Here is a 22,852-nt window from a genome sequence, read left to right as displayed (position 1 = left end):
TAAACCCCCCGCGTGCAGGCGTTGGCTGCAACCCGGCCTTGCATGTTTCGGGAGTTGAGGAAAGAATCTTGCGCTGGAGCGAAAGAATATTGCGCATAGCTTGGGCGGTGTTATAACAACCGCAAATATTGGGGGTGAAATGGCTGGAACACGACTAGATCCGATTGACCGAAAAATCCTTGCGGAACTTCAGGCCGACGGACGTATGACCAATGTGGAATTGGCCAATCGTGTTGGCATCTCTGCACCGCCCTGTTTGCGCCGCGTGCGCTCGCTGGAAGAGGCCGGGTATATCAAAGGCTACCATGCGGATGTAGATGCCCGCGAGTTGGGGTTCGAAGTGCAGGTGTTCGCGATGGTTGGCCTTGCGAGCCAGGCCGAATCCGATCTCACGGCATTTGAGGACCGATGCCGCGCCTGGCCGCTGGTGCGCGAGTGTCATATGCTGAACGGAGAGGTGGATTTCATCCTCAAATGCGCAGCACCGGATCTTTCGACGTTTCAGCGGTTTTTGACGGGCGACTTGCTGACCACACCCAATGTCGAAAGCGTCAAGACCTCCTTGGTCATCCGCGGCGCAAAGGATGAACCCGGCGTGCCCTTTGAGGTGCTGGAAGAACGTCTCAGCAATTCGGCGTAATCGGGTTGTCAGGCGGCGGTCAGGTCGTCTTCCACTGAGGCGCGCGCATAATTCATTGGCCCGAAGTCGCTGACGTGGCTGATCTGCGGAAAGACGGACATGAACACCGTGCGCAGGGTATGTGACAACAGTCGCATGGGGTTGGCACCCGGATGATAGGTCTCTATCTCCAAACCACCGGCAATAACGGCCGCATGACGCTGCAGGCACACGTGAAACATGCGGATCGGTGTCGGCGGCGTGACCTCGATGACATTCACACCATCGACAAACGCGCGGGCAGGGGTAAACACACGTTTTTCACCCACCTCGCTGCGTAAATGCGCAGGCGTCTGCAACAGGCGCGCTGCCGGGCCGAGGCTCAGAAAACTGTCCGGCCTGCTGACCCCAAAACTATCGGCCATGATGCGTGTCAGCGGCGTGAAATTGCCCTTGTCCGAGGGCATGAACGTAGAAGACCCAATCCACGAAATTTCACTGGATCCGCCGTCAGCGGTCAACAAACGATCGCCAGGTTGCAAATCCTCGATTGCGATCGGGCCCTTATCCGATTGCAAATTTGTCCCATGCGCAAAAGCGGAAAATGCCTCATCGAACAGGGGCAGACTGGGTATTTTGCGTTGTCCGATCACAATGCTGCCATCGGTGCGCAGCGCTGCAATATCGGCGATGCGAACACCAAGTGTGTTTTGAACGGGGTCAGACGGCACATCTGCAGACCGGGGGGATGCCGAACCAGTGGCATTGGGGAACTTGGACTTCATACAATCCGCTTTTCAAGTTGGTCGCATTCCATGTCGGCCCCACCGACGCACACGGAAAGGACGGGACGCGTACTTTCGTGTTCTTTGATCTCTCAAAATACCTTCGTCAGTCAGAGCGTGTCAAAGTACGGGCTCGATTGGCCGAGGCGGGGACATAGTTTTTGTGGTTTCACAGGGTTTGTTTCCCGTTATCTGCAAAGTTTGCCACATTCCAAACGAGAACGCCCCCGGCGATTCGAAGCTGGGGGCGTTTCCATTGGAGGGTTCTTTTTTCCAGAGATAACCCTGGAGGTGGCCTTCTTATTAGCCTGTTTTGCGTGATGTTTTCTGTGCCTCTGCGCGTTTTGCGACAAAGGCTGCCCGACGTTTGCCGCGTGCCCATGGCATTTCGACGTCTGCTTGTGCGGCCGCTTCGACGACTGATTTGATAAAGCGTTTATTGGTGTGCATCGGTTTTCCTGCTCAATGTTGATCTGGGCGTTTGCCTCTTGTTGATGATCAAACTGGCAGGCCATTCTGGCCGCTTTTTGACCAACTGAAAAAAATTTTCGAAAAACTTTCGCCGTAATTCAGCAAATTGCGCAGAATTTGCCGCAATTGGAGTGCGCGCTTATTTTTAAGAGGAAAACGCCACATCAGGGGTTTGAATCGACGCCAATCATGCCAGAAGATGCGGATTGTTGACGCAGAATGCGGCGATGAAGCGGCGAGATGTGCCGAATTCTCGCCCAGTTCACAGATGTTTCACAATGTGATGGCGGCAATCAGGCGACCGTAGTCCGCCTCTTTTTCATGTGTCGTGCGACGATAAGAATAAAAGCGATCCGGATCGGCGTAGGTGCAGTGTCGTGTCCATTCTGCGGATGCAATTCCAGCATTGCGCAAGCGGTGCAGCCCGTATCCGGGAAGGTCAAAGTGCATACGGTCTTCCCGGCCATTGGCAAAGAAACGGGCGTTGCCCGGATCGTCGGTAAGGAAAATCTCGAAAAACTCAGGGCCGACTTCATAGGCGCGCTGGGAGATGGCGGGGCCAATCACCGCTACAGTCGCGTCGCGGCTCGCGCCCAGGGTACACATTGCATCAATGGTTGCCTCTAGGATGCCTTCCAGGCTGCCGCGCCATCCTGCGTGGGCGGCACCGATGACGCCGGCGTCCGTATCGGCAAAGAGAACCGGCTGGCAGTCGGCGGTCAGGATCGACAGGGCCAAACCCGGTGTGTTCGTGACCATCGCATCAGCGCGGGGTTTTTCCTCAAAGGTATCCGCCACCGTGACAGCGGTTGCTGAATGCACCTGATGCACGCTGAGCAGATTTTCAGGCGGCACGCCCATGGCCTTTGCAACACGGGCGCGGTTGATCGCGACGATTTCGGATTGATCGGAACTGCCTTGCCCACAGTTCAGCCCGGCAAAAACGCCGGACGATGCGCCACCGCGCCGCGTGAAAAAGCCATGTCGGACAGACGCGAGGCTTTCAGAGGTCAAAATTTCGAGCGTCATATCTCCAACCCAGGCGGCGGTGGGCTGTCTTTGGGAAACAGGCCAATTACTTTGAACAGGTTTCCCATTTCATCCCGGTGCGTCAAGCGCCGATACGCGGCGATGTGCCGGTCGAGGGCGGTGCCGTTCAAACCTGCAGCCAACGCTTGCGCGCGCTGGGTAATCCCGAGGCGTTCCAGAAAAACGCCCTGCGGCGTCAGGCGGGTTGTCGGGCAGGGTGCTGCGACGGCCAGGGCTTCAAAATCCACATGTGCGGTGAGGTCCGCCCGACCAGGCTCCGCCAAAGGGTCAACCGGCTGATGGTTTTGCAGGGCCTGAAAGGTGTCTCCCAGGCTGTGCCAATCGCCGTAATCTATGATAAGACCAGCCCCCCCGTGCCGCGCGATCCGGCTGCCCAGCGTGTCGATTATCGGCGCCGCAAAGGGTGCATATTCGATCACGTCACCTGCGCGGGTGTCGCCCAGCCGGTCGGCGAGCGCGGGTTGCGGCAGTTCGGGGCCGAGGCCCAGCGTCAAAACCCCATCCTGCGCGCCGATCTGGGTTTCGCGCCAGTGGCTTTCAGCGCGCGTGAATTGCCGGATCGGCAGTGCGTCGAAAAACTCGTTTGCCACGACAAACAAGGGGCCGTCCGGGAGTGCGTCGACATGAGCCTTGTGGCTGACGCTATGGTCCGCCAGGGCCTGCCTTTGCTGGGCGGCGAGTGGCGCGGAGGCTTCGATCAGAAAGATATCAGCGGCGTCATGAAACCCCGGGACACCGCGCGTGGCACGCAGCAGATCCGCCATCAGGGTGCCGCGACCCGGTCCCAATTCAGCCAATGTGAACCGGTCGGGGCTCCCCTGGTCCATCCAGGCCTGCGCCAGACAAAGCCCGATGAGTTCCCCGAACATCTGACTGATCTCCGGTGCCGTGATAAAATCACCCGCTGCACCGATGGGCAGGCCGGTTGTGTAATATCCGAACTCGGGATGCAGCAGACAGTCGGCCATGTAGTCGGCCAGAGAGATGGGGCCCTGCGCGGCGATGCGGGCACAAAGACGGTCGCGCAGGCTCATGACATCCGGCGGGCTCTGGAAACAAGCCAAATGCCCAGCAAGATCATGGGGAGCGAAAGGATTTGACCCATCGTCAGCCCCCATCCGCCTATATGCCATGCCAGTCCCAGCGGGTTGCCGTCTGTGATAAATTGAGCATCGGGCTGGCGGACGAATTCGACCGCGAACCGCGCCATGCCATAGCCCGCAAAGAAGACGCCAGCCACCAGCCCCGGTGTTTTCAGGGCGCCGGAGCGCCAGACCAGCCAGATGAGGACTGCGCCCAAAAGCAAACCTTCAAGCGCCGCCTCGTAAAGTTGCGAGGGGTGGCGCGCGCAGATGCCGACCACATCCGGGCAGTATTGCGCAGCTTCGGTCGGAAAGGCCACGCCCCATGGCAGATCCGTCGGGCGGCCCCAAAGCTCGGCGTTGATGAAATTCGCAATGCGTCCCAGCAACAGCCCCGGCGGCACGCCCAATGCCATGATGTCGGCAGCACTCAGCCGGGGAATGCTATGGCGCCAGGTGTAGATCAAGCCGGCAAGGATTACGCCCAGCAAGCCACCGTGGAAAGCCATGCCGCCCTGCCAGACCGCGAGGATTTCAGCCGGGTGCTGCAGATAATAGGCCGGTTGGTAAAAGGCGACGTAACCCAGCCGTCCGCCGAGGATCACGCCAATAATCACCCAGGTCAGCAAATCTTCGATCTGTTGGGTTGTCATGACCGGGCTGTTGTCTTGCCAAAGGCGTTGCGTTCTGACCGCGCGCACCACCAGCCGCCAGCCGATCAGGATGCCGACAATATAGGCCAGTGCGTACCAGCGCAGTGCCAGCTCGAAACCAAAAATGGAGATCGAAAAGATCTCCGGCGAGATGTCGGGGAAAGGCAGCAGAGCACGCATGGCGCATCCTTTCGGGCGGTGAGGCGTGGAAGTCAACCTTGCAGCGGCCGCAGTTTGCCACCATATGTCATTTGTGAACAGCCGGAGGCGACAGATGCAAACGCGCAATAAGATTTTCGACGATATCTCGCAGTTGATGACAAATGCGATGGGCGTGGCCCAAGGCGCACGCGATGAGGCCGAAACCGCGATGAAGAGCATGATGGATCGCTGGCTTGCGGATCGTGATTTTGTCACGCGGGAAGAATTTGATGCGGTCCGCGCGATGGCACAGAAGGCCCGCGAAGAAAACGAAGCGCTCAAGGCCCGTCTCGACGCGTTGGACGCGAAAGACTGACCCAAAATCTACCGTGATGACGAAGCACCAGCGGCCCTTTTGGCCGCTTTTTGGGTTAACCTCAGTTAAGATCTGGTTAAGCACGATCACCAATCGTTACGATTGGTGACATTTTGCGCCGAAATCCCAAACATCCACAACTTATTGCGGTTACCCACAAGAATAGGGGTTGCCACAGCGCATTTCACACCGCACCATATCTGGTATGGGCACGGGGGATCGCCCCGGTCTGTAGAGCAGGCGCCTAGCTTTGGGGCCGTCACCGGTCCGCAGCGCTAGCGCGATAAAAAGAGGTGGCATCATGGCCCTGTCAGAGCAGTATCTGGAAGACGATATTCACCCCATCGACATTGTAGAGCATCTTGCAACCCATCATGATTGGGATTTCGACCGTATTTCGGACGAGCAGATCGCGATGGCCGTGGAAGGCCAGTGGCGCACCTATTCCCTAACGCTGGCCTGGTCGGCCTATGATGAGACGCTGCGCATGATCTGCACCTTCGACATGGAGCCGCCAGAGGAAAAACTGCCCGAGCTATACGAGTTGCTCAATCACGTGAATGACCAGTGCTGGGCAGGTGCCTTTACCTATTGGGACGAACAAAAGCTGATGGTCTACCGCTATGGCCTGGTGCTGGCGGGTGGTCATGTGGCCAGCGCCGATCAGATCGATACGATGATCGGGGCTGCGGTGATGAGTGCTGAGCGGTACTATCCCGCGATGCAATTGCTGGTCTGGGGCAACCAGACACCAACGCAGGCGCTGCAGGTCGCCATTGCAGAGGCCTACGGTCGCGCGTAACACTCACCCCTGACGCGAAAGGTGCGGGGGTATCACATGAAAGACAGTCGTATTGCGCAAAGCGGCCTTGTCCTGTTGGGCTGCGGCAAGATGGGCTCTGCGATGCTTGCCGGGTGGCTTGCGAAGGGTTTGCCCGCCTCCTCCGTCTGGGTGGTTGACCCAAATCCTTCCGACTGGCTGACATCGACTGGCGTGCATCTCGGCGACTCCCTGCCAGCGGCCCCCGCGGTTGTTCTGGTGGCGGTGAAACCTCAGATGATGGCCGATGCGTTGCCAACACTCAAAGCCATGGGCAATGGCACAACCGTCTTTGTCAGCGTTGCGGCCGGGATCACGATCGCCACTTTCGAGAGCATCCTGGGCGTGCAAACGCCAATTGTGCGTGCCATGCCCAATACGCCAGCTGCGATCTCGCGCGGCATCACCGCAATTGTCGGCAATTCGGTTGTGGAGGCTGCGGCCCTTGATGAGGCAGAAGCCCTTTTGAGCGCGGTCGGTGAGGTTGTCCGCCTGGAGACCGAAAGCCAGATCGATGCGGTCACCGGGGTCAGTGGATCAGGACCGGCCTATGTCTTTCACATGATCGAAACACTGGCGGCCGCCGGCGCAGCACAGGGGCTGCCTGCCGATCTGTCGATGCAATTGGCCAAGGCAACGGTGGCCGGTGCTGGCGCGCTTGCACAATCTGCGCAGGAGGACCCAACGCAATTGCGCATCAATGTCACCTCGCCCAATGGCACGACGCAGGCAGCGCTTGAGGTTCTGATGGATGAAGAGACCGGCTTTCCTGCGCTGTTGGCGCGCGCGGTCAAAGCGGCCACTGACAGATCACGGGAGTTGGCAAATGGATAACATCAGCTTTGACGAATTTTTGAAGGTCGATGTGCGGTGTGGCACGGTGCTGCGCGCCGAACCCTTTCCCGAGGCGCGCAAACCCGCCATCAAGATGTGGATCGATTTCGGAGATGAGATCGGCGAGCGCAAGTCTTCTGCACAGGTCACCGCGCATTACACGCCCGAGGCGCTTGTTGGGAAACAGGTCCTGGCGGTGGTGAATTTCCCGCCACGGCAAATCGGCCCCTTCATGTCAGAAGTGCTGGTGCTTGGCCTGCCGGATGACACCGGCGAAATCGTATTGATCACACCGGATATTGAAGTGCCCGGAGGAGGGCGAATGCATTGACCAAGGTTTTCATGACCCGGCCTTTGCCGGACAGCGTACAAGCGGCTGCGGCGGCGCTTTTTGATCTGACCGTGCGGCCCATGACGACGCCCCTAACCGTTGAAGAGATGCGCGCGGCGCTCAGCGACTATGATGGTGTTGTGCCGACGCTGGGCGATATGTTCACGGCAGAGATTTTTGCCGCAGAACCTGCGTGGCGCTGCCAGATCCTCGCGAATTTCGGGGTGGGGTATAACCACATTGATGTGGATGCAGCTGCGGCCTCAGGGCTGACCGTCACAAACACGCCGGGTGCGGTCACGGATGCAACCGCCGATACCGCGATGACCTTGATGCTGATGAGCGCGCGCCGTGCCGGCGAAGGCGAACGTATGGTGCGCGCGGGCCATTGGGATGGTTGGCATCCGACCCAACTGCTGGGCATGCACCTGGGTGGCAAGACAGTCGGTATCGTCGGCATGGGGCGTATTGGCCAGGCCATCGCGCGACGCTGCCATTTCGGATTTGGCATGAATGTGGCCTACCACAGCCGGTCCGCGAAAACGCTCGATTTCCCGGCGGAGCAAAAGGACAGCCTGCTGGCCCTGGTCGCGGCCGTTGATGTGTTGGTGATCGCGGTGCCGGGCGGGGACGAGACCCATCACCTGATCAATGCAGATGTCCTGGCCGCCATGCAGGGCCATGCGCATCTGATCAACATTGCGCGCGGTAATGTGGTCGAGGAAGCGGCCCTGATCAGCGCGCTTGCGTCAGGTCAGATTGGCGGGGCCGGTCTGGATGTCTATGAATTCGAACCTGCCGTGCCGGATGCGCTGAAGGCGATGGAAAACGTCGTGTTGCTGCCGCACATCGGCACCGCCGCGCTGGAAGTGCGCGAAGACATGGGGATGATGACCGTCAATAACCTCAAGGCCTTCTTTGCAGGGGAAGCGCCGCCCAACAAGGTCTGATGTTTCAGCTGTCGCCAACCGCTTCGCGCCAGTGGCGGCGGCAGAGGGAAACATAGGTTTCATTGCCGCCGATCTGCACCTGTGCGCCATCGCGCAGGGCTTTGCCACTGGCGTCCATCCGCACCACCATCGTCGCCTTTTTCCCGCAATGGCAGATGGTGCGGACTTCGCGCATTTCGTCGGCCAATGCCAGAAGCGTGGCGGATCCTGGGAACAGCTTGCCTCGAAAATCGACGCGCAGTCCAAAGCACATAATGGGCACGCCCAGATCATCCACCGCGCGGGCCAGTTGCCAGACCTGCTCCTCCGTCAGAAATTGCGCCTCGTCGATGAAGACGCAGGCGATGGGCCCCTCATTTTGGCGCTGGGCGATACGTGCAAAGAGGTCGTCTTTGGAGGCGAAGGTATCGGCCTCTTCGCGGATCCCGATGCGCGAGGCGATACAGGCCTCGCCTGCGCGCTTGTCAAACCGGGCGGTCAACAGATAGGGCACCATGCCCCGCTCGCGGTAGTTATGCGCGGCTTGCAACAGCACCGTGGATTTCCCGGCATTCATGGTGGAGTAGTGAAAATAGAGCTTGGCCATAATCGCTTGATAGGCGTGGTCAAAAGCGGCTGCAAGCATCTGAGGATATCAAACAGGAGCCAGTGCGCGGCTGTCGGCCTTTCAGCCGACCCGCCGCTCCCAAACCGGCGGAGCGCAACAAAGCTCCGACCCAAAACCGGTGTAGGGAACACCGGCAACTCGCTAATCCCCCGAACAATGGGAGCACTTTTATAAATGACATTTCCCTGACATCCGATTAATGGAAAACCCTAGACGGTTTTCCCCCTAGCGGTGGATATGTAAAATTTGAGCTGGATGAGGACGATATGACGGCGATCGGCAGATACCTGAAGAAGCACACGGAGTCGCTGGTCAAGGACGTTGGCATTGAACAAGCCTGCCAGATTACCGGAAAATCAAAGGCAACACTTGGCCGCTATTACTCTGACCATGATGAGCATTCTGACCGCTATATGCCCATTGAAACGGTCGCCTTGCTGGAACAGGCGGCCAAATACCCGCATGTGACCGGTGCGCTGGCGGAACTTGCGGGGACGTCCCTGCAATATGACGAGCGCCGCCCCAATGCGGAGCGTCCCGGGGGTGTAAACGCCGATGTCATCGCGCTGAGCCAGCGGTTTGCAATGCTGATGGGGGAATATCAGCAATCCATGGAAGACGGTAAAATCACGGTCAACGAGGCCAAACGGCTGCTACGCGAAACCGGCCTGTTGCAGCAGGTGCTGATCGATATGAAGCTGCATCTGGAAAACGATCACGGCGCAGCGTGACCTCTACGATGGGTTGATCGCCCGTCAGTCGTGCCGTTCAACAAGGACGGAGCCGACCGAGTACCCTGCGCCGAAGGAGCATATCAGCCCCTTGTCGCCGTCCGTCATGTCATCCGAATACTTTGAGAAGGCGATGATCGATCCGGCGGAGGAGGTGTTTGCATAGTCCTGCAAAATGTTGGGTTGCTCTTGTGGTTCGGGTGTTCGCCCCAGAACCTTGCGCCCGATAAAGTCGTTCATTGTCTTGTTCGCCTGGTGCAGCCAAAGGCGCTTGAGGTCGTCCGCTTTTACGCCTTCGTCGCGCATATGCGCTGCGAGATGATCGGACACCATGGGAAGGACCTCTTTGAAGACCTTGCGCCCGTTCTGCATGAATTGCATGTCCCGCCGGTCTGCCATCCCATCCGGGCGTGAGCGGCGCAGGTAGCCGTTGTTGTTGCGGATGTTGTTTGAAAACTCGGTGGCACAGCGGGTCGACTTGATCTCAAAATATGCACCCGTCGCATCTTCGCTGCGTTCGATCAGGGTGGCGGTTGCGACGTCACCAAAGATGAAATGGCAATCGCGGTCGCGCCATTCCAGATGTGCGGAACAAATCTCCGGGTTGATTACGAGCGCACTTTTGACACTGCCGGATCTGACCATATCCGCTGCCGCCTGAATACCGAAGGTTGCCGACGAGCAGGCCACATTCATATCGAAGGCAAAGCCCTCAACACCCAGCAGTTGCTGTATCTCGATTGCGACGGCCGGGTAGGCGCGTTCCATATTGGAGGCGGCACAGATAACAAGCCCGACGTCCTGTACTGTTTTACCGGCCATCTGCAATGCTTTGTGCGCGGCGTCCAGACCCATTTCCGCCATCAGTGAAGGCTCCTCATCCGTGCGCTGCCGCAACAGCGGATGCATCACGGTTGGATCAAGTACGCCTTTTTTATCAATCACATAGCGTTGGTTGATGCCCGACGCTTTGACGATGAATTCCTCTGAGGAATACTCCTTTGCCGACACGGATCCTGCTGTGATCTCCGCCGCGTTTTCCGCATTGAACAAGTCCACGTAGGCGTTGAATGCGGTCACCAGTTCTGCGTTGGTGATCACGTTGTCCGGTGTGAAAACGCCGGTGCCGGTTATCGCGGGTGTATACATCTTTGAGCCTCCAACAGGATGGACCGTTTTGCACGCAAACCAAAGAGCGCGTCAAGTTATGCCGGTCAGGGTGACGCAGCGTCGGCAGGTGTTTCAACGCAGCTGTGCCGCTAGCGGATGGGCACCGAGAACAGCGTATAGCCGTCGCGCCGCCCGACTTCTCGGGCGCCAGTGTCAGTGACAAAAACACCGATGTTTTCCGCATCGCTCGGACAGGCCACAAGATCGGCGGCGTCATCCAGAAACTGATTGGTGAAATCATCCTCACCCACGCGACGGCAGGTATCACCTTCAAAACGGTAGCCGTTGCCAAAAAGCGGTAGTCCCGTGGTCGCAGGGTCAGGCACTGGAACACAAGCGCTCAAAAGGACGAGGCTGGCGGCAATGATCAAGCGCATGGGGTTTCCTTTGCAATTCCGATCCGAGCATCGCATGGCGCCCCTGCAGACGCCAATAATCCACGCCCATACGGCTGCGTTTTGCTGAAATTGTCAAATCAGAGGCCGCGTTCTGAGGGCCTCCAACTCCAGATCTGCGACCTCTGCAAGCGCACCCAGATCGTGTATTTTCAACGTGCCATCGGACCAAACCGCCAACTGTCGCTCTCTCAACCGCGCGAGTGTTTTGTTGGTGTGTACCAGGGACAGCCCGAGCGCATCTGCGATATCCTGTTGTTTGAATGGAAAGGGCATCGTGCCGTTTTGCACCATGCCAAGCGCGTCGCCACGCTGGAACATCCGCACAAGCGCCCATGCAACCGACGTCAATGCGTCGCGCTGGCCAACAGTGGTCAGGGTCTCCCCCAGAAAATGCTCTTCGGTCGCGGCGAGCCAGGTAATGTCGAACGCGCGTGAGGTTGAGCTGCGGAAGAAGTCAAAAAAATCACCTCGGTCAAAGACACAAAGCGTCATATGCGTTGTCGCCTCGACAGAATGGCCCATTTCGCCCAGCATCCCGGCCTGTAGGCCAATGAAATCCCCCGGAAAGATAAAATTGACCACCTGGCGGTTCCCGTCGGGCAGCGTTTTGTACCGCAAACCCATGCCGCGCAGGGCGGTATAGAGCTGCGGCGCATTCGACCCTTCCATCAAGATCGGCGTGCCCGGATCGACGGCCAGCTCACCCGACTTGAAGCGTTTGGTCTTGTCGAGTTCATCCTGAGTCATCTCGTCAAAAAATGATTGCCTGCGAAGCGGACATGCCGTGCAGTCAGTCGTCATAAATCTCTCCTTGCTATGTCATAGATTAATGCAAGAAGGCGAAAAGGGTTCCATGGTGCACATGGAAACCGGGGATTGCGCATTGGACAAAACACTTTTCGTTGGCATCATTGGGGGCGATCCGCTGGTGTCTCAGGACATCGCGGATACCTTCGCCTATTGGCAGGCCGGATCGGTCTGCAGGATTTTCGAAACGGTTGGGGATGCCCGCGATGTATCGCGTGGGGATTTTGATCCTGCGTTGCTGTTTGTCGCAGCGGCGCGCGGGGGTGCCCTCGATGTATCTGGGCAAGAGCTCGCGTGGTTGGATGAACGCGCGGTGATAACGCTCGATCTGCGCGATCGATCTCAGTTCCCGCATTGGCAACACCTGTCACGCCCGTTCACCCAGGCGCAGGTGATTGACGCGGTGCGTCGGCTGATGGAGGCAAATGGTCCGCAGCGGGCCGAGGTGGAATAGGGGCCCAGGTCGGGCCTTGGCCTCGATTTACCCCTGCAGCGCCTTCACCCCGACATCCCCATCTGCTTGCGCGCGGATCGCCAGTGCGGCGGCATGGCTGCCCGCGGCGGTCGTAAAATAGGGGATCTTGTCGTAGAGCGCGATGGACCGGATGGATTTGCTGTCTTCGACCGCTTGCGCGCCTTCTGTCGTGTTCATGACCAGATGGATGGCGTCGTCTTTCATCATGTCGGTCACGTCGGGGCGACCTTCATAGACCTTGTTGACCACACCACAGGCCAGATCGTGATCCGCGAGCCATTTGGCGGTGCCGCGGGTGGCGACCAGTGTGAAACCCTGATCGAGCAGGATGCGCGCCGCTGACAGCATATCGTCGGTTTTGTCCATGTCCTTGATCGACAGGAATGCGCAGCCTTTGGACGGCAGGATCGTGCCCGCCCCCATCTGCGCCTTCAAGAAGGCGCGGGGGAAGTCGCGGTCCCACCCCATGACCTCGCCGGTGGAGCGCATTTCCGGACCCAGCAGGGTATCGACGCCGGGGAAGCGGGCAAAGGGCAGCACGGCCTCCTTCACGGAGAACCACGGCATGTTGGGATCGGCCAGCGTCATCGGATCGCCCAGGGGCAGCGTGGCGTCGTAGGCCGCGTCGGCATCGTAGGGCGCGCGTTGCGGGAAATGGCTCAGGGGTTCACCGGCCATGATGCGCGCGGCGATAGAGGCGATGGCGCTGTCGGTTGCCTTGGCGACGAAGGGCACGGTGCGCGAGGCCCGGGGGTTGACCTCGATGAGGTAAATCTCGCCGTCTTTGATCGCGAACTGGATGTTCATCAGGCCCACGACATTGAGCGCCTTTGCCAGCGCGTGGGTCTGTTTTTCAACCTCGGCGATGATGTCACGTGGCAGGGAGTAAGGCGGCAGCGAGCAGGCACTGTCACCAGAGTGCACGCCGGCTTCCTCGATGTGCTGCATGATGCCTGCGACGTGCACGTCTGTGCCATCGCAGAGCGCGTCCACGTCCAATTCCACCGCGCCCGCGAGATAGCTGTCGAGCAGCACGGGGCTGTCACCCGAAACGACAACGGCGGAGGTGATATAGCGTTCGAGCGAAGATTGATCGCGCACGATTTCCATCGCGCGGCCGCCTAACACGTAAGAAGGGCGGATCACCAGGGGGAAGCCGATATCTGCAGCGATTTCAAGTGCTTCAGCATCCGAGTGCGCGATGCCGTTATGTGGTTGCTTGAGCCCGAGGGACTGCACCAACTGCTGGAACCGCTCACGGTCTTCGGCCAGATCAATGGCATCGGGGGTGGTCCCGAGGATCGGGATGCCCTCGGCATGCAGGGCTTGCGCAATCTTCAGCGGGGTCTGACCGCCGAACTGCACGATCACGCCGTGCAAATTGCCGTTGTCCTGCTCCACGCGCAGGATTTCCATCACATGTTCAAAGGTCAGCGGTTCGAAGTAAAGCCGGTCGGAGGTGTCATAGTCGGTTGAAACCGTCTCCGGGTTGCAGTTGACCATGATCGTCTCATAGCCCGCATCGGTCAGCGCGTAGCAGGCGTGACAGCAGCAGTAATCAAACTCGATCCCTTGCCCAATGCGGTTGGGTCCACCGCCCAGAATGACCACTTTTTTTCGGGCAGAGGGGCGCGCCTCGCATTCGACCTCGCCGAAAACCGGGCTCTCATAGGTCGAGTACATATAGGGCGTCTGTGCTTCGAACTCAGCCGCGCAGGTGTCGATACGCTTGAAGACGGCGGTCACCCCGAGGTTCAGGCGTGCCTTGCGCACATTCGCCTCATCCCGTCCGGTCAGATGGGCCAACCGCGCGTCGGTGAACCCAAGCATCTTGAGCATGCGCAGGTTCTTTTCGGTGACCGGCAGGCCGCTTTTCCGCAACTCACCTTCGGCGTCGATGATTTCGCGGATGCGGGCCAGGAACCATGGGTCAAACATGGTCACGCCGTGGATATCTTCATCGGACATGCCATGACGCATGGCCTGCGCGATGGTGCGCAAGCGGTCAGGTGTTTGCTGGCTGATCGCTTTGACAATGGCGGCACGGTCGGCCCCGTCTGTGTCCCAATGGCCAACACCAACGCCGGGGATGTTGATCTCATCAAAACCGGTCAGGCCGGATTCCATCGAGGCCAGCGCTTTCTGCATGCTTTCATGGATTGTGCGGCCGATGGACATGGCCTCGCCCACCGACTTCATCGCGGTGGTCAGGTCAGGCGTGCTGCCGGGGAATTTCTCAAACGCGAATTTCGGGATTTTGGTGACCACATAGTCGATGGTCGGTTCGAAAGAGGCGGGCGTGACCTTGGTGATGTCATTGTCGAGCTCGTCCAGCGTGAACCCCACGGCGAGCTTGGCGGCGATCTTGGCGATGGGGAAGCCCGTGGCCTTGGAGGCGAGCGCGGAGGAACGCGACACCCGCGGGTTCATCTCGATCACCACCATGCGGCCATCGACGGGGTTCACCGCCCACTGCACGTTGGAGCCGCCCGTTTCCACCCCAATCTCGCGCAGCACTGCGATCGAGTGGTTGCGCATGATCTGGTATTCCTTGTCGGTCAGCGTGAGCGCCGGGGCCACGGTGATGCTGTCGCCGGTATGCACGCCCATCGGGTCCACGTTTTCGATGGAGCAGACGATGATCGCGTTGTCGGCGGTGTCGCGCACCACCTCCATCTCGAATTCCTTCCAGCCCAGCAGGGATTCATCGACCAAAATCTGCCCAACGGGGGAGGCATCCATGCCCGAGCGGCAGATCGCCTCGTAGTCATCGCGGTTGTAGGCCACGCCGCCGCCGGTGCCGCCCATGGTGAAGGCGGGACGGATGATTGCGGGCAGGCCCACCTCTTCCAGCGTCTCCAGCGCCAGCCGAACACCCTCAGCGAGGTCTTTCTTGCCGTTTGCATCCTTGGGGGCGGTGACAATCGCTGCCTTGGGGTTTTCGATGCCCAGCCGGTCCATCGCTTCACGGAAAAGCTTGCGGTCTTCGGCCATCTCGATGGCGTCGCGCTTGGCGCCGATCATCTCGACGTTGAATTTGTCCAGAACGCCCATCTCTTCGAGCGCCAGCGAGGTGTTGAGCCCGGTTTGCCCGCCCATGGTCGGCAGCAGCGCATCGGGGCGCTCTTTCTCGATGATCTTGGCGACCATTTCCGGTGTGATGGGTTCAATATAGGTGGCATCGGCAAGGCCGGGGTCGGTCATGATCGTCGCGGGGTTGGAGTTGACCAGGATGACCCGGTAACCTTCCTCCTTCAGCGCCTTGCAGGCCTGTGCGCCGGAATAGTCGAACTCGCAGGCCTGACCAATGACAATAGGACCTGCACCAATAATCATGATCGATTTGATATCGGTTCTTTTTGGCATGGTCCGGCCCCTCATGTTCTGGACACCCCCGTGCGTCCAAATTGTCCTGCGTTATAGGCAAGAGCGGGCGGTGCGCAAGGGCTGAATGGCCCTTGAGCGGCGTTATTGGACGACATTGGCAAGACAAACGAAAAGGCGACCCTCAGGAGGTCGCCCAAACAGTCCCGACTTTTGCAGGTGTCAGGTTTTCTGGCGGCGGCGCATCACGCCAAAACCAGCCAGCGCCGTGCCAAACAAGAGTATCGACGCAGGCACGGGTACCGCCGCAAGTTCGGCAAGTTCCAGATTGTCCAGGACTACCGGCGCGTCGCCATCCTGATCCTCAGAGAAATCAAGTTGCGCAAGTGCGCGCTGGCCCGTGCCGCCGCCACCAGCACCGCCGAAGCCACCGGAACCGCCTCCGAAGGACGCCACAGACCCGATCCGCAGTTGATCAATCGGCTTGCCGGCAAAGCTGCCCGGCGCAAAGCTGACCGGCCCACCCAGCAAATTCAAGACTTCCGAGACGATCTCGGCACCGTCCAGAAAGCCGACAAACTTCAGGTCTTCGTCAATGCCGTCTGCAGCAAAGATGTCGATGGATTGGAATTCGAAGGGTTTGCCAATGGAATTCACTTCGAAAAACGAAATGGTGCTGTCCGAGAAGGGGGCCAATTGCACATTTACATCGCCACCTGTTGCGCCAAACTCCGCATTTTCAGCGTTGAATTTGAACTGCGCGCTGGCCGTTTGTGCGCCCGCAACGCTGTCGCCTACCGTGAACGTGCCAAACCCGAGCGATGACGCGCCAACGGCTGCGGTCAGGCCGAGCGCGGCTGAGAACACCAAGGTAAAAAGGTTACGCATTATCTTCCCCAAAATCCTAACAGGACCGCTTGTCGCAATCCGTGACGATTACCCTGCCTCATTTGGAGTTGATTGCAAGAATTATGGTCAATTTCCGGAAAATATGAAGAAAATTGGGTGTATGACCGCAACAGATGGGTATCGCATTGCCCATTGTTCCCGATCCGGAAACTGCTCGGTTCCGGCTAGGCCAGTTTCAAAAAGGTGCGTAAAGCGGCTTCGAATTCACGGGGTTTATCTGCATGGAGCCAGTGACCGGCATCCGGCAGTTTCGCAAAACGCGCCTGCGGAAAGAGCGATTTGATCTGCGGCCGGTGGGCGGGCAGGACGTAATCAGACGCGGCACCCGACAGGAACAGGGTGGACCCGTCAAACTGGCCCGACAGGTCCGGGAAGGACAGGATGCCGTCCATTTCGGACGCAAGCACATCGAGGTTCAGACGCCACCGCTTTTGGGGCACATCAAGCGATTGCGTGAAAAAACTCTGCAGCGCGGGTTCAACCCCTTGCTCCGCCAGTTGCGCTTCGGCCTCCGAGCGGCGGGTGATGGCGGAAAGGTCCACGGCGCGCATGGCGGTAATGAACTGAATTTGGCTGTGGCTATAGGCCACCGGCGCAATATCGGCGACGATCAGGCGGTCCACCAATTGCGGGTTCTGCACCGCCAGCACCATGGAGGCCTTGCCCCCCATGGAATGACCGACCACGTGAACCGGCGCACCAAGATGCTCGATCAATTCTGCCAGATCACCGGCCATGTCGGCGTAGGTATGGGTGTCGGTCCAGGGGCTTTGACCATGGTTGCGCTGGTCCACCGTTACCACGTGCGCCACATCTGACAGACGTTTGGCGATGACCCCCCAATTGCGTCCTGACCCATAAAGGCCGTGAACGATCAGGACGGTGGGCACATCCTGGGCGCCGAATTCTGAATAGGCGAGCATGCGCAAGGGCTAGCGGATTTGCGGCGTTGGTGCCAGCGCTATTGCACCTTTTGCGCGCGGGTGATTAGGGTGCCGCGATGCAGGATCCGTTAGATATCGAGGCCAGGGCGCAGAACCTGAGCGCGGCATTGGAAAAGCACCTCGGCGTGAAGGGACGTTCGCTTGCCCACCGTGTGCGACGTGCCGGGCGGCGGTTGCCGCGTCGCATTCGCGAACACGCGCATCTGCTGGCCGAGGCCGACGCCGTGCGCGACAACATCAAGATATCCCGCCAGTATGATGCGGCGCAAATCGCCCGCGCCTACGAGCATGTATCCGACTATCTGGCAACGATTGACCGCGCGGACGCCCGCCGCGGACGCATCTTGTCGATCCTGGCGGTGCTCGCCTTCAACTTTATCCTGCTCTTTGTGGCCTTCGTGGTCTTTCTGCGCATGCGCGGTATTGTCTGAGCGGATCATCTGATGCGTGTGATGTCCGTGCCGTAAAGGCAGCGCGGAAAGAACGGATAGGTATCCGTCGCGACATAGACGTACTGCCCGTCGATCATGCCTCCGTTGCAGTCATCCAGGTTCCCCGCGCCCGGGACATAGGTCCAGTCTTCGTTATACGTCCCATCATGCGCGCCGCCGGGCGCGGTTTCGCGGGCGCCAGGCAGCAGCATGTAGCTGGAGCGGCCCGCATCGCCGAGGTAGTGAATTTCAAACCCATCCGCAGCCCAGCCAATCAGCGTATCGTCGCTGGCGCCTGCAAGGGCCGGGGCCACGCCGTGGTAGTGATACAGACCATCTGGCCCGACGTGGGCATTCTGATCGTCCAACCCCAAAAGATCGCGCGCGCCCATGCCGTCAAGGTTCCATCCGGAACTGCGATCACGCGAATGGCCCCGAGGGCTGCTGGCGTCATAGTAATCTGCGGTGCCGGGCCGTATCAACACACCATTCTCTGCAATGCCAGTGACAGGCACAGGGTGCGCGCGCGTACCGCGTTCAGGGGTTGTGGTGATGCAAACGGTAATGCTTTGCGGTTTGATGCTGTTGCGGTTGCCTGAATTGGGGAATTGTCCGGTCGCGTGATCGGGCAAGCCATCTGATTGGATGCACCGTTCCGAGCCATTTATCTGGCTTTCAATCCGGGCAAAGCCGCTTGTTGCAATCACACCCAGCAGCACGACGACAGCTGTCAGCAGCAGCGGGGCAGGCCATGGGGAGCGCATAAGGGGACCTCCTATCTGTTGGACAGGAGTGATACGCGGCGGTGGCTGATTTCCGTCGCGGAAACGCAAGAAATTCTCAGCCGTCTTCAGCTGCCTGCGTGTAATCTGCCTCGCTGACCTGCTCCATCCAGACCGCCGCAACACCATTCTGGGCTTCTTGCATGGCGAGATGGCTCATGCCGGTATCCGGTGCTGCACCGTGCCAATGTTTTTCACCAGGCGGGATCCAGACGACGTCGCCCGGGCGCAATGTCTGCACCGGCTGGCCTTCGGTTTGAGCGCGCCCGACGCCGGTGGTGACGATCAGGGTCTGACCCAAGGGATGCGTGTGCCACGCCGTGCGCGCACCGGGCTCAAATGTGACCATCACGGCACGCAGGCGTGCGGGCTCCGGGGCGCTGATCACCGGGTCCATCCGCACGGCCCCGGTAAAATAGTCCGCGGGACCTGTTTCTGACGGTTTTGAGCCTGCACGTGTGACGTCCATCGAACCACCCATTTTGTCGGAAGCATTACACGTCAAATGTGACCCGAAGCGCGGCCCTCAAGCAAGCATAAACGGCCCCGTTCTGCGAACTGGAGCCGTTTTGATAGTCGGGCAGCTTGCGGCTGCCAATGCCGGTTCCCTCAGAGGTTTGGATACATCGGAAAACGGGCGCAAAGCGCCGCAACTTCCGCTTTGACCTTGGCCTCAACCGCGGCATTGCCGTCTTCGCCATTCGCCGCCAATCCATCGACAACTTCGATGATCCAATCGGCAATCTGGCGGAATTCCGGTTCGCCAAATCCGCGTGTCGTCCCGGCGGGGGAGCCCAAACGGATGCCAGAGGTGACCATGGGTTTCTCCGGATCAAATGGCACACCATTCTTGTTACAGGTGATATGCGCGCGGCCCAGGGCCTTTTCGGTGGCGTTGCCCTTCACGCCTTTGGGGCGCAGGTCCACCAGCAGCACATGGGTGTCAGTGCCGTGGGTCACGGTATCGAGCCCGCCTTTGATCAATTGATCCGAAAGCGCCTGTGCATTGACGATCACCTGCTTGATGTAGTCCTTGAACTCCGGGCGCAGCGCCTCGCCAAATGCGACGGCTTTGCCTGCAATGACATGCATCAGCGGCCCACCCTGAATGCCGGGGAAGATCGCCGAGTTGAACTTCTTGGCCAGCGCTTCGTCATTGGTCAGGATCATGCCGCCCCGTGGCCCGCGCAGGGTCTTATGCGTGGTGGTTGTGGCCACATGCGCATGCGGGAACGGCGAGGGGTGTTCTCCCGCCGCCACCAGACCGGCGAAATGCGCCATGTCCACATGCAAATAGGCCCCCACCCTATCGGCGATCTCGCGCATGCGGGCAAAATCGATCTGGCGGGGAATGGCCGAGCCACCGGCGATGATCATCTTGGGCTGATGCTCCTTGGCCAGCGCCTCAACCTGATCATAGTCCAGCAGATTGTCTTCCTTGTGCACGCCGTATTGCACCGCGTTGAACCACTTGCCGGACTGGTTGGGTTTGGCGCCGTGGGTCAGGTGACCGCCTGCGTCCAGCGACATGCCGAGGATCGTATCGCCTGGCTGCAACAGGGCCTGGAAAACGCCTTGGTTCGCCTGAGAGCCTGAGTTCGGCTGCACATTGGCAAAACCACACTCGAAAAGCTTGCACGCCCGTTCAATCGCCAGCTCTTCGGCCACGTCGACGTATTGGCAGCCGCCGTAGTAGCGGCGCCCGGGATAGCCTTCCGCGTATTTGTTCGTCATGATCGACCCCTGCGCCTCAAGCACGGCAGCGGATACGATGTTTTCGGATGCGATCAATTCGATCTCATCGCGCTGACGGCCGAGCTCATCGGTGATCGAGGCAAAGATTTCCGGATCACTGTCAGCCAGCGATTTGGTGAAAAAGCCGGGGGCACGGTGTGGCGCGTTCATGGGCAGTCTCCCTGTCAAAAGAGTAAAGATGTTGTTTCCTATCGGAAACTAAGCCGCTCGGAAAGAGTGTAAAGCGACCAATGGATGATCCTGTGCGGCGTTCATAGAATGCTGGATGCCCCGGCGCAATCCAGCCTAAAGGTGGTATTGAGGGGCATGCTGGCCATGGCAGCCGATATATGCTTGTTTCGGATCACAAAGTCCCGGATCGGAAACATGCATGGCCCCTAAGATCGCTTTTACCGCCAGTCGTGCCGAGGTTGCACAAACCGCGCGGGCAGCTCTGATCACGCGCTATGGCAATGTGGCGCCCGAAGAAGCGGATGTGATTGTCGCCCTCGGGGGGGACGGCTTCATGCTGCAAACTCTCCACGATGTGCAGCGCCTCGATACGCCGGTCTACGGCATGAACCGCGGCACCATCGGGTTTTTGATGAACACCTATTCGGAAACCGATCTGCCCGCGCGGTTGCAAGCCGCAGAAGAGGCGGAACTGAACCCGCTGAGCATGACGGCGATATGTGCGGATGGTGCGATGACCGAGGCATTGGCCATCAACGAGGTGTCCCTGCTGCGCTCCGGACCGCAGGCCGCCAAACTCAAGATCACGGTGGACGGGCGTCTGCGCATGGCAGAGTTGGTCTGCGACGGCGCGTTGGTCAGCACCCCGGCAGGCTCCACTGCCTATAATTACTCCGCACACGGGCCGATCATTCCCATTGGCTCCGAAGTACTGGCGTTGACGGCGATGAGCGCCTTTCGCCCGCGGCGTTGGCGCGGCGCGCTCCTGCCCAAAAAGGCCGTGGTGCGCTTTGACGTATTGGAGCCCGAAAAGCGCCCTGTGATGGCCGAAGCCGATGCGAATTCAGTCATGGGCGTTACCAGTGTTGAAATCAGATCAGACCCCAGTGTGGTGCACCGCATCCTGTTCGATCCCGGTCATGGGTTGGAGGAACGTTTGATCAACGAGCAATTCACGTGATCCAAACGCCCGATATCGGTCCGGCAGCGCCGCGCGGGCTCTGCACGGATTGCGGCGTTTCCCGCATGAAAAATGACAAGGCCTGCGGGCAGGCCTGCCAGTTTATCGCGCCCGACTACCCGGGATTGGAAGCAAAGGTGCATGGGCGCGTCCGGCAAGACGGCGACGAGCAATTCTTTGGCCCGTTTCAGGCGATGTACCGCGCGCGGATGAAGACACCCAAATCGGGCGCGCAATGGACGGGTATCACCACGTCGTTGGGGGCAAAGCTGCTGGAAAAGGGTCAGGTGCAGGCGGTTCTGACCATGGTACCGGACGAAAGGGACAGGTGGTGCCCCAGGCCTGCGCTGATCACCAACGCGGAAGATATGGCAAAGGCACGCGGCATGCGCATGGGCTACGCACCACTGCTGGCCCTCTTGGAAAACGCGCAGGACCAGGGCTTCACCCGGCTTGCGGTGATCGGCATCCCCTGCCAGATTTACGCCCTGCGGGTCCTGGAAAAGGACCTGGGGCTGGACCGGCTCTATGTGATCGGCACGCCGTGTTCGGACAATACGACAACGGAAAACTTCCACCATTTCCTCAGCCTGCTGGATGAAGACCCAGACACCATCACCTACCTTGAGTTCCGCGCGGATTACAAAGTCGAGTTGCGATTTGCCGATGGCAGCCAGCGTCTGATCCCGTTTTTGTCGCTGCCGATTTCCGACCTGCCGTCCGACTTTTTCCCGCTGACCTGTCGCACCTGCGTGGACTACACGAACGCGCTTGCGGACATCACTGTCGGCTACATGGGCGGGCAGGGGGAGCAATGGTTGCTGGTGCGCAACGCGCGGGGTGCCGAAATGCTGGAAACCCTGTCGCAGGAGATCAGCCTGTCCACGCCGGGCACCGCAGGAAAACGCACCAGCGCGGTAAAGGGCTTTGTGGCAAATACCAAACGTGCTGCTGGTGGCCTGCCATTGCGGCGCATGCCGGATTGGCTGCGCCCGCTGGTCAGCTGGCTGCAGCCACGCATTGGACCAAGGGGCCTGGAATTCGCCCGTGCCCGGGTCGAGATGAAAGCCGCCGAGACCGTGTTACACCTGCGTCGTGAAGCCCCGGCCAAGATGAAAAACATGATCCCGGACCATGTCTGGAAAATCGCCGCACCCTACGATCTGACGCCTGAAGAAAACGAAACCCATGCTTCTTCTGGCGAAAAATATCCCGGGGGAGACTGAGCCACAGGCTCAGGCGGGGGCTGGCCCCCTGCTGCGGCACCCGTTCAAA

General features: G+C 59.4%; 25 protein-coding genes. 11 read left to right on the top strand and 14 right to left on the bottom strand.

Going from position 1 to position 22,852, the window contains the following annotated elements:
* Window positions 1-139 precede the first annotated feature (139 nt).
* The gene (locus Q1A63_RS15025) at window positions 140-640 is read left to right on the top strand and encodes an Lrp/AsnC family transcriptional regulator (protein ID WP_298973858.1); all 501 of its coding nucleotides are present in this window, start codon (window positions 140-142) and stop codon (window positions 638-640) included.
* A gap of 8 nt (window positions 641-648) precedes the next feature.
* On the opposite strand, the gene Q1A63_RS15020 is transcribed toward Q1A63_RS15025, so the two are convergent.
* From Q1A63_RS15020 to lgt, 4 genes are all read right to left on the bottom strand, one after another.
* Window positions 649-1,404, bottom strand: coding sequence for a Hint domain-containing protein (locus Q1A63_RS15020; RefSeq protein ID WP_298973857.1), 756 nt, complete (start codon window positions 1,402-1,404; stop codon window positions 649-651).
* A 744-nt stretch (window positions 1,405-2,148) separates the two neighbouring features.
* Entirely contained in the window at window positions 2,149-2,904 is a 756-nt protein-coding gene (pgeF, locus tag Q1A63_RS15015) for a peptidoglycan editing factor PgeF (RefSeq protein ID WP_298973856.1), read from the bottom strand.
* Window positions 2,901-3,959 carry an SAM-dependent methyltransferase gene (locus tag Q1A63_RS15010; RefSeq protein WP_299632202.1) on the bottom strand — a complete coding sequence of 353 codons (1,059 nt, stop codon included), beginning with the start codon at window positions 3,957-3,959 and terminating at the stop codon, window positions 2,901-2,903. Before Q1A63_RS15010 ends, pgeF begins: the two co-directional genes overlap by 4 nt.
* Window positions 3,956-4,840 (bottom strand): prolipoprotein diacylglyceryl transferase, encoded by an 885-nt coding sequence (gene lgt / locus Q1A63_RS15005; protein ID WP_299632200.1) that lies wholly within the window; start codon window positions 4,838-4,840, stop codon window positions 3,956-3,958. Before lgt ends, Q1A63_RS15010 begins: the two co-directional genes overlap by 4 nt.
* 94 nt (window positions 4,841-4,934) lie before the next feature.
* Here lgt and Q1A63_RS15000 point away from each other — a divergent pair, with 94 nt between their 5' ends.
* From Q1A63_RS15000 to Q1A63_RS14980, 5 genes are all read left to right on the top strand, one after another.
* Entirely contained in the window at window positions 4,935-5,177 is a 243-nt protein-coding gene (locus Q1A63_RS15000) for an accessory factor UbiK family protein (protein WP_298973853.1), read from the top strand.
* 301 nt (window positions 5,178-5,478) lie between these two features.
* Window positions 5,479-5,979 carry a YbjN domain-containing protein gene (locus Q1A63_RS14995; RefSeq protein ID WP_298973852.1) on the top strand — a complete coding sequence of 167 codons (501 nt, stop codon included), beginning with the start codon at window positions 5,479-5,481 and terminating at the stop codon, window positions 5,977-5,979.
* 36 nt (window positions 5,980-6,015) lie between these two features.
* On the top strand, window positions 6,016-6,831 hold the full coding sequence (gene proC, locus Q1A63_RS14990; protein WP_298973851.1) for a pyrroline-5-carboxylate reductase: 816 nt from the start codon (window positions 6,016-6,018) through the stop codon (window positions 6,829-6,831).
* Window positions 6,824-7,162, top strand: a complete 339-nt coding sequence (locus Q1A63_RS14985) for a tRNA-binding protein (RefSeq protein ID WP_298973850.1) — start codon at window positions 6,824-6,826, stop codon at window positions 7,160-7,162. Before proC ends, Q1A63_RS14985 begins: the two co-directional genes overlap by 8 nt.
* 11 nt (window positions 7,163-7,173) lie before the next feature.
* Complete coding sequence (locus tag Q1A63_RS14980) at window positions 7,174-8,112, top strand: D-glycerate dehydrogenase (RefSeq protein WP_298973849.1); 939 nt, start codon at window positions 7,174-7,176, stop codon at window positions 8,110-8,112.
* A gap of 4 nt (window positions 8,113-8,116) precedes the next feature.
* On the opposite strand, the gene Q1A63_RS14975 is transcribed toward Q1A63_RS14980, so the two are convergent.
* A complete protein-coding gene (locus Q1A63_RS14975) occupies window positions 8,117-8,698 on the bottom strand; it encodes a thymidine kinase (RefSeq protein ID WP_298974374.1) in 582 nt (193 codons plus the stop codon).
* 287 nt (window positions 8,699-8,985) lie between these two features.
* On the opposite strand from Q1A63_RS14975, the gene Q1A63_RS14970 reads away from it, so the two are divergent.
* Window positions 8,986-9,450, top strand: coding sequence for a hypothetical protein (locus Q1A63_RS14970; protein WP_298973848.1), 465 nt, complete (start codon window positions 8,986-8,988; stop codon window positions 9,448-9,450).
* A gap of 24 nt (window positions 9,451-9,474) precedes the next feature.
* On the opposite strand, the gene Q1A63_RS14965 is transcribed toward Q1A63_RS14970, so the two are convergent.
* The 3 genes from Q1A63_RS14965 to Q1A63_RS14955 all read right to left on the bottom strand — a co-directional run bounded on the left by Q1A63_RS14965 (window position 9,475) and on the right by Q1A63_RS14955 (window position 11,819).
* Window positions 9,475-10,599, bottom strand: coding sequence for a beta-ketoacyl-ACP synthase III (locus Q1A63_RS14965; RefSeq protein ID WP_298973847.1), 1,125 nt, complete (start codon window positions 10,597-10,599; stop codon window positions 9,475-9,477).
* 110 nt (window positions 10,600-10,709) lie between these two features.
* Complete coding sequence (locus Q1A63_RS14960) at window positions 10,710-10,997, bottom strand: hypothetical protein (RefSeq protein ID WP_298973846.1); 288 nt, start codon at window positions 10,995-10,997, stop codon at window positions 10,710-10,712.
* A 93-nt stretch (window positions 10,998-11,090) separates the two neighbouring features.
* A complete protein-coding gene (locus tag Q1A63_RS14955) occupies window positions 11,091-11,819 on the bottom strand; it encodes a Crp/Fnr family transcriptional regulator (RefSeq protein WP_298973845.1) in 729 nt (242 codons plus the stop codon).
* A gap of 28 nt (window positions 11,820-11,847) precedes the next feature.
* Here Q1A63_RS14955 and Q1A63_RS14950 point away from each other — a divergent pair, with 28 nt between their 5' ends.
* Window positions 11,848-12,279, top strand: a complete 432-nt coding sequence (locus tag Q1A63_RS14950) for a hypothetical protein (RefSeq protein WP_298973844.1) — start codon at window positions 11,848-11,850, stop codon at window positions 12,277-12,279.
* Between the two features lie 27 nt (window positions 12,280-12,306).
* Here the strand turns inward: Q1A63_RS14950 and carB are convergent, their stop codons facing one another.
* The 3 genes from carB to Q1A63_RS14935 form a co-directional block, all read right to left on the bottom strand.
* Window positions 12,307-15,666 (bottom strand): carbamoyl-phosphate synthase large subunit, encoded by a 3,360-nt coding sequence (gene carB / locus Q1A63_RS14945; protein WP_298973843.1) that lies wholly within the window; start codon window positions 15,664-15,666, stop codon window positions 12,307-12,309.
* Between the two features lie 180 nt (window positions 15,667-15,846).
* Window positions 15,847-16,512, bottom strand: a complete 666-nt coding sequence (locus Q1A63_RS14940; protein ID WP_298973842.1) for a VPLPA-CTERM sorting domain-containing protein — start codon at window positions 16,510-16,512, stop codon at window positions 15,847-15,849.
* 185 nt (window positions 16,513-16,697) lie between these two features.
* On the bottom strand, window positions 16,698-17,456 hold the full coding sequence (locus Q1A63_RS14935; RefSeq protein ID WP_298973841.1) for an alpha/beta fold hydrolase: 759 nt from the start codon (window positions 17,454-17,456) through the stop codon (window positions 16,698-16,700).
* Window positions 17,457-17,533: 77 nt separating this feature from the next.
* Between Q1A63_RS14935 and Q1A63_RS14930 the strand changes: the two genes are divergently transcribed.
* Window positions 17,534-17,908: a hypothetical protein gene (locus Q1A63_RS14930; protein WP_298973840.1), complete on the top strand. Its 375-nt coding sequence runs from the start codon at window positions 17,534-17,536 to the stop codon at window positions 17,906-17,908.
* A gap of 5 nt (window positions 17,909-17,913) precedes the next feature.
* Here Q1A63_RS14930 and Q1A63_RS14925 read toward each other — a convergent pair whose 3' ends face one another.
* The 3 genes from Q1A63_RS14925 to glyA form a co-directional block, all read right to left on the bottom strand.
* Window positions 17,914-18,672 (bottom strand): YHYH protein, encoded by a 759-nt coding sequence (locus tag Q1A63_RS14925; protein ID WP_298973839.1) that lies wholly within the window; start codon window positions 18,670-18,672, stop codon window positions 17,914-17,916.
* Between the two features lie 76 nt (window positions 18,673-18,748).
* Window positions 18,749-19,159, bottom strand: a complete 411-nt coding sequence (locus Q1A63_RS14920) for a cupin domain-containing protein (RefSeq protein WP_298973838.1) — start codon at window positions 19,157-19,159, stop codon at window positions 18,749-18,751.
* Between the two features lie 140 nt (window positions 19,160-19,299).
* On the bottom strand, window positions 19,300-20,595 hold the full coding sequence (gene glyA, locus Q1A63_RS14915) for a serine hydroxymethyltransferase (protein WP_299632192.1): 1,296 nt from the start codon (window positions 20,593-20,595) through the stop codon (window positions 19,300-19,302).
* A gap of 220 nt (window positions 20,596-20,815) precedes the next feature.
* On the opposite strand from glyA, the gene Q1A63_RS14910 reads away from it, so the two are divergent.
* Together Q1A63_RS14910 and Q1A63_RS14905 are read left to right on the top strand one after the other, a co-directional pair.
* Window positions 20,816-21,577 (top strand): NAD kinase, encoded by a 762-nt coding sequence (locus Q1A63_RS14910; RefSeq protein WP_298973835.1) that lies wholly within the window; start codon window positions 20,816-20,818, stop codon window positions 21,575-21,577.
* Entirely contained in the window at window positions 21,574-22,803 is a 1,230-nt protein-coding gene (locus Q1A63_RS14905) for a Coenzyme F420 hydrogenase/dehydrogenase, beta subunit C-terminal domain (protein ID WP_298973834.1), read from the top strand. The genes Q1A63_RS14910 and Q1A63_RS14905 overlap by 4 nt, the downstream gene beginning before the upstream one ends.
* Window positions 22,804-22,852 lie beyond the last annotated feature (49 nt).

Origin of the sequence: uncultured Roseobacter sp. (assembly GCF_947499265.1) — a bacterium.
Lineage (GTDB): Bacteria > Pseudomonadota > Alphaproteobacteria > Rhodobacterales > Rhodobacteraceae > Roseobacter.
The sequence above is the reverse complement of the archived record's forward strand: the minus strand, read 5'-3'. Positions and strand labels throughout refer to the sequence as shown.